The 6,166-nt window shown below is 39.2% G+C and carries 7 protein-coding genes, 1 pseudogene and 1 CRISPR repeat array; of the genes and pseudogenes, 5 read left to right on the plus strand and 3 right to left on the minus strand.

What is annotated here, in order from left to right:
* Positions 1-414: 414 nt before the first annotated feature.
* Positions 415-651: a hypothetical protein gene (locus tag TOL9009_RS0123900; RefSeq protein WP_029635235.1), complete on the minus strand. Its 237-nt coding sequence runs from the start codon at positions 649-651 to the stop codon at positions 415-417.
* 307 nt (positions 652-958) lie between these two features.
* On the opposite strand from TOL9009_RS0123900, the gene tatC reads away from it, so the two are divergent.
* Together tatC and TOL9009_RS49615 are read left to right on the plus strand one after the other, a co-directional pair.
* Positions 959-1,753, plus strand: coding sequence for a twin-arginine translocase subunit TatC (tatC, locus tag TOL9009_RS0123905; RefSeq protein WP_029635237.1), 795 nt, complete (start codon positions 959-961; stop codon positions 1,751-1,753).
* 272 nt (positions 1,754-2,025) lie between these two features.
* A CRISPR array of direct repeats spans positions 2,026-2,415; the repeat unit is 35 nt; unit sequence CTTTAAACTTCTTCGGAAGTTGAATTAATGGAAAC.
* A 166-nt stretch (positions 2,416-2,581) separates the two neighbouring features.
* Positions 2,582-2,803, plus strand: a complete 222-nt coding sequence (locus TOL9009_RS49615; RefSeq protein WP_029635238.1) for a ribonuclease HepT family protein — start codon at positions 2,582-2,584, stop codon at positions 2,801-2,803.
* 68 nt (positions 2,804-2,871) lie between these two features.
* Here the strand turns inward: TOL9009_RS49615 and TOL9009_RS0123915 are convergent, their stop codons facing one another.
* Positions 2,872-3,183: a DUF3067 family protein gene (locus tag TOL9009_RS0123915; protein ID WP_029635239.1), complete on the minus strand. Its 312-nt coding sequence runs from the start codon at positions 3,181-3,183 to the stop codon at positions 2,872-2,874.
* A 232-nt stretch (positions 3,184-3,415) separates the two neighbouring features.
* On the opposite strand from TOL9009_RS0123915, the gene petC reads away from it, so the two are divergent.
* The 3 genes from petC to TOL9009_RS40290 all read left to right on the plus strand — a co-directional run bounded on the left by petC (position 3,416) and on the right by TOL9009_RS40290 (position 5,532).
* Complete coding sequence (petC, locus tag TOL9009_RS0123920; protein ID WP_029635240.1) at positions 3,416-3,955, plus strand: cytochrome b6-f complex iron-sulfur subunit; 540 nt, start codon at positions 3,416-3,418, stop codon at positions 3,953-3,955.
* 134 nt (positions 3,956-4,089) lie between these two features.
* The gene (petA, locus tag TOL9009_RS0123925; RefSeq protein ID WP_029635241.1) at positions 4,090-5,091 is read left to right on the plus strand and encodes a cytochrome f; all 1,002 of its coding nucleotides are present in this window, start codon (positions 4,090-4,092) and stop codon (positions 5,089-5,091) included.
* Between the two features lie 252 nt (positions 5,092-5,343).
* Positions 5,344-5,532 carry a hypothetical protein gene (locus TOL9009_RS40290; protein WP_038296554.1) on the plus strand — a complete coding sequence of 63 codons (189 nt, stop codon included), beginning with the start codon at positions 5,344-5,346 and terminating at the stop codon, positions 5,530-5,532.
* Here TOL9009_RS40290 and TOL9009_RS0123935 read toward each other — a convergent pair.
* A pseudogene (locus TOL9009_RS0123935) lies at positions 5,519-5,800 on the minus strand (DNA cytosine methyltransferase); the annotation flags it as partial. The gene TOL9009_RS40290 and the pseudogene TOL9009_RS0123935 overlap by 14 nt on opposite strands.
* Between the last annotated feature and the right edge of the window lie 366 nt (positions 5,801-6,166).

A 6,166-nucleotide genomic window follows, 5' to 3' on the forward strand; every position in this document is an offset into this window, starting at 1 on the left:
CCCTCCCCGCAAGCGGGGAGGGGTTGGGGGTGGGGTTCTTTTATTATGGGTAATTTGGCGGACATGATATTATTTAATTTTTGTTCCTTAGTAAGGAGAGGGGTTGGGGGTGAGGTTTTGTTCTGTACTTCATCCACTTGGGAACTGCTATAGTTATAAATACTCATAAAAATAGGTCTTACGTATTCTCTGCGACTCTTTAATTCTCAAAAATCAAGTAATTTGGCAGTTTGTAAGTGAGTCCCATAAATGAAAAAAGATGCAAAAAGACCTGACAAAATAATCTATATAAAAGAACTAAATTCAGCGCTCTTAAGTTTCAAGTCAAAAGGCTTAAGCAAGTAAGTTTACGCAGATAAACATAACTATCGAAATACTACTGTATTTCCTACTAACAACCAACATCCTTACTCATCAATATTTACAGTCTCCTGCACGAAGGCAATCTTCTGTTTGGTCATCTCTAGCTGATAGTTGAAATGGTACTAAATGTATTAACTGAGCTTTGATACTGCTAGTAATCAAACCAGTTTTGAGCAACAAATTATTCGGTAATATCGGCACTTCACGATTAGCAGCCAAGCTAGAATTTACATTACCTAAGAAAACAGGTAATGATACCATCAAGGCAATAAAAATTGTCCTATTCATACAAACCTCAGTTAAGAATTTCCGATCGCGTTACCGTAGATAGCACCTTGATAAACCGGAGTTTAAAACTGAGCATTATATTATGTTTATTTTTAATAATTAATGCTTTTATTTGGAGACGTTGATATATAATTATCAGTCTAACCCTGATTAGGGTAGGCAATGCCTGCAATATAACTTCCTAGTCACATATTCATTTTAAGTCTTAATCCAACCGGACGAAAAGAGCGATCGCCCTAAAAAAAATATCGTACTAGCCGCCACCCCAGATAAAATAGTTAACAAATGATGCCTGCTGTTCTAACTCATGACTCCCTCACAAGACCTAGACACTTCAACTAACCCAGATATCGACCTCGAAGGATACGGCAACCCAGAATCAGATCCTCTCGATGAATTGCCTGGTGAGGTCGAAATGTCGATTTTCGACCACCTAGAGGAGTTACGACAGCGGATTTTTTATGCCTTGATTGCTGTAGCAGTAAGTGTTATCGGCTGTTTTCTTGCCGTTAAACCAATTGTCCAGCTCTTGGAAATACCAGCACACGGAGTCAAATTTCTCCAACTCGCTCCCGGAGAATATTTCTTTGTCTCGGTGAAAGTTGCCGGTTACAGTGGTTTGGTGCTTGCCAGTCCTTTCATACTTTACCAAATTATCCAGTTCGTACTCCCAGGACTAACCAGACGGGAAAGACGCTTGCTTATACCCGTGATGTTGGGTTCGAGTGTTTTATTTGCCGGTGGGTTACTGTTTGCTTATGTACTACTGATTCCTGCCGCTTTGAACTTCTTCATCAGCTATGGTGCAGATGTAGTTGAGCAATTGTGGTCGATTGACAAATATTTTGAATTTGTGCTGTTGTTGTTATTTAGCGTCGGGTTAGCATTTCAAATTCCCGTGATTCAACTGTTGCTAGGTGCTTTAGGAATTATTTCTTCTCAAAAAATGCTTTCTGGTTGGCGTTATGTAATTATTGGATCGGTGGTTTTAGGAGCTATTCTCACACCTTCTACAGATCCCTTTACCCAAAGTCTTTTAGCCGGTGCTGTCTTGGGACTTTATTTCGGTGGTATCGGTTTGGTTAAGCTTGTTGGGAAATAATAAATATCATGACAGACTGATCGCACATACTGTAGAGACGTTCCGGTGGAACGTCTCTACGAATGTAAAGAAATGTAAATTTGCGGGGGGTAGGCGATCGCTGAAATGCTTATTCTATCGTTACCCCCCGCGAATCGCTTTCTGGATAAGGGTTTGAGATATTTTTTCGGTGGCTTTTTCTCAATAAACTAGGGTTGTTGACAGGTCATCTTGACCCCCCGCGAATTTGGCTATATATAATTAGGACAGGGTAAGGCTTTCAGAAGCCAAGCCTTTAAACTTCTTCGGAAGTTGAATTAATGGAAACATTTGGGGGTTGCTTCAACATTATCTTCTTTTTTAGCTTTAAACTTCTTCGGAAGTTGAATTAATGGAAACAAGTGAATTCAGTCCTGCTCTTTCTACCAAAACGTCTTTAAACTTCTTCGGAAGTTGAATTAATGGAAACGTTTGAGCGGTAGCAGCAGATATACAGAAAATCAAACTTTAAACTTCTTCGGAAGTTGAATTAATGGAAACATTGGATATGCTGGTTCCAGCATGGTATGAATTTGACTTTAAACTTCTTCGGAAGTTGAATTAATGGAAACCTCATCAAAACAACGATTAGGATACCAGCGTAAAGGACTTTAAACTTCTTCGGAAGTTGAATTAATGGAAACCTGCTTCGTCTTGTTTCCAGTCTTTTTCAGTCCACTCCTTTAAATTATTTTATTAAAGAAAAAGTATTTAATGAAGCTATCAATTTAGGAAAGATAGTTTAGTTTATCTGATTCATATTCGAGATTGGATTAATAGAATTAAACAATATAGCATTTCCCAATAAGAGTGAAGTACACCCTTAAAACCTCACCCCCAACCCCTCTCCTTAGTAAGGAGAGGGGAGATAAAGCGCAGCTTTATCGGGGTGAGGTTAAGTTGTACCTCACTCAATCGATAACCGCTATAAGTGTAGACCTCAATATAGTTTGGAATGTAATTGAGAACTATTTGCCAGATTTAGAAAAAACGATTGAAGCAATGGCAGGAGAATTTTGGAATTTTAGGTAATTAGCCTCAAAATCTCTGTATTAAAATTTCTGGAATTTAAAATTTTGAATTGTTATTTAAATGATAAACTAATCAATTAACCATTCCGAAGCGCGTTCACCCAGTTCTAAAGGAATGCTAACTGCCTTACCAAGTCGCGGACGATCGCGAGTTTGAGTAATAAAAGTTTCCACTTGGATTGTACCACCAAAGGCATTAAGGTAAGTGGCGACAGTATTGAGATGCTCTTGGTAGTCTGCTTCACTTAAGGGAAAAGATACTTGCTCAAGATATTTCCACATTATTTGCAGAAATATCTTACCCTGAGTCCGTCGCAACTGCACATCGTATGAGCGTCCCCACTTATCAAGCAACAGTTGACGTAATTCTTGTCCGGTCATAGCTTTTTTCAATTATATTTTACATTTAGTTATGATGTTAAGTTCGGTAACTCCAGTATGATAAGACTATAAAGAAATGTAATGTCTACCAAAAGATGCTAGAAATATCTTTGAAGAGAAAAGTATGGCATCGTCGGGAGCGCAATTCATTTCGATGCTGACAACAGCTACTAACATTATGGTAACTTTTGTCAATATTCTTAACAAAATACAGAATCATAGCGCGGAGATTATGGCTCAATTTTCAGAATCAGCAGATGTCCCCGATATGGGGCGTCGTCAATTCATGAATCTGCTCACTTTCGGGACTGTTACCGGAGTGGCTCTGGGAGCATTGTATCCCGTAGTCAAGTTTTTTATTCCCGTTTCTGCTGGCGGTGCTGGTGGTGGGACAATAGGAAAAGACGAGTTAGGTAACAACGTCAGCGTAGCTAAATTTTTAGACAGCCATAATGTCGGCGATCGCACTTTAGTTCAAGGACTCAAAGGAGACCCGACCTATATTGTGGTAGAAAGCAAAGAGGCGATCGCTGATTACGGTATTAACGCTATCTGCACTCACTTAGGTTGTGTTGTTCCCTGGAACGTTGCTGAGAACAAATTTAAATGTCCTTGTCACGGTTCCCAGTATGATGCTACTGGTAAGGTTGTCCGAGGTCCAGCACCACTGTCTTTGGCTTTAGCTCATAGCAAAGTAGATGACGACACAATTGTGTTGACTCCCTGGACTGAAACCGACTTCCGCACAGGTGAAGAACCTTGGTGGGCTTAATTATTTCGTCAATAGTCCAAAAGTCTAAAGTCCAAAAGTCCAAAGTAAAAGATCCTTGGACTATTGACTATTGACCATTGACTATTGACCCTTGACTATTGACCTTCGTTTCTAGAATTGTTGTCCTTATTGAGATGAGAAATGCCTTTACATCGGCGAGATTGACTCGCAGTGCTAAAGCGATGGTAAAAACATTGCTTATAGCGATCGCTACTGTGACATTATTCTTCACCAGCGATCTAATTCTTCCCCAATCAGCATCTGCTTACCCATTTTGGGCACAGGAAACCTACCCTGAAACCCCCCGCGAAGCAACAGGACGCATTGTTTGCGCTAACTGTCACCTAGCGGCAAAACCAACGGAAGTAGAAATTCCTCAATCGATATTACCCGATACCGTATTTAAAGCGGTAGTAAAAATTCCTTACGACACCACCCTAGAGCAAGTGGGTGCTGATGGTTCTAAAACTGGCTTAAATGTTGGTGCTGTACTGATGTTACCAGAAGGCTTCAAGATTGCTCCTGAGGATCGCATCCCTGAGGACATGAAAGAAGAAATTGAAGATTTAGTCTACCAACCCTACTCAGAAGAGAAAGAAAACGTTGTCATCATCGGACCACTACCCGGTGAACAGTATCAAGAAATCGTTTTCCCAGTTCTTTCTCCCAACCCCGCAACTGACAAGAATATCAGATTTGGTAAATATCAAGTTCACGTAGGTGGTAATCGTGGACGCGGACAAGTTTACCCCACTGGTGAAAAGAGCAACAACACCGTTTACAACGCTTCCGCTAGTGGCACAATTACCGAAATTGGTCAAGAGGAAGATGAAGATGGTAACGTTAAATATCTGATAAACATCCAATCTGAGACTGGTGAAACAGTTGTAGATAAGGTTCCCGTCGGACCCGAATTGCTTGTTTCACAAGGACAAATCGTGAAGTCTGGTGACGCTTTGACCAATAACCCGAACGTCGGTGGATTTGGTCAAGATGATGCTGAAATTGTTCTGCAAGATGCTGGCAGAATTAAAGGCTTAATCGCATTCATCGCTTTGGTGATGTTAGCTCAAGTTTTGTTAGTACTGAAGAAAAAGCAGGTTGAGAAAGTTCAGGCTGCCGAGATGAATTTCTAAATTCTCTACTAATTCATCACTTAATTAGGACAGGTATTTTACCTGTCTTTATTTTTTACTTTTGATTTTATCAGGACTTACGCACGGACTACGCATTTCCGTCATTGCGACGCAAGGAAGCAATCTCAAAGTCTTGTTTTCTCGTAACAAGTGCGTAAGTCCTATTTATAATATTTTTTACAAGGAGATAAGCATAAATAAACGCTCTTAAATGTAGTAAGCGGCTCTATCCCTTAAAACCGAAGCTATGAGATGAAAGAAAGTATTATGATGAGCCTTTTCCTTGACTTTTTGATGAAGGATGCTATTAAAAATCCTTCTAAACTTGTTCCTTACACCAAGGAAATGAGTGATGAAATCGATGATTTACTAAATGGTGAGTTTCCTGAAAGTATAGATGAGTTCAAAGCAGAATGTGAGGGAGAAGTTAAGAATGAGTAAACAGTGACAATTGTTCAACCATTTTTTTGCCCTGTGGTTTATTTCCCTGAATCAAATTGTAAATATAATCACCTATTGCTTTTGCAAGTAAAACTGGTACTGCATTACCGATTTGTTTATATTTAGAACTTACTGAACCAGAGAAAACCCACTCGTCAGGAAAAGTTTGAATAACAGCAGATTCGCGTATAGTTAGAGGACGCAATTCTACAGGATGACACATATCTGTAGCTTTCTGATGTGGACTTGTTGTTACAGTAGGAGAGGGAGCAACGCGATTTGGTGAGGTGGGGCAAAAAAGGTGCGATCGCTAAAAATAATATTTAAGTACAAAGTGATTTTATTTGCACTAAACATACTGATTGGCAGGATAAATGATCTTTATGAGATATCTCAAAAAGATTACTGACAAGTCATTTGACTATTATTTTTAAAAAAAATCTCCAACAGAGCTTGATTACTTGGTATTAATTGCAGCAACAAATCGATTAAAACCTGTATCAAGGTATAAAATATTTTAAGCTGCTTTCGGCTTAATCAATGAATTTAAGATAGAATCACAAAAATTATTCCAGCTTCCAGCTATCCATTGGCAGCGAAGATGTAACATAATTTCAGCATTATTTTTTAACCA

The sequence above is a fragment of the [Scytonema hofmanni] UTEX 2349 genome, from assembly GCF_000582685.1.
Classification (GTDB): domain Bacteria; phylum Cyanobacteriota; class Cyanobacteriia; order Cyanobacteriales; family Nostocaceae; genus Hassallia; species Hassallia hofmanni.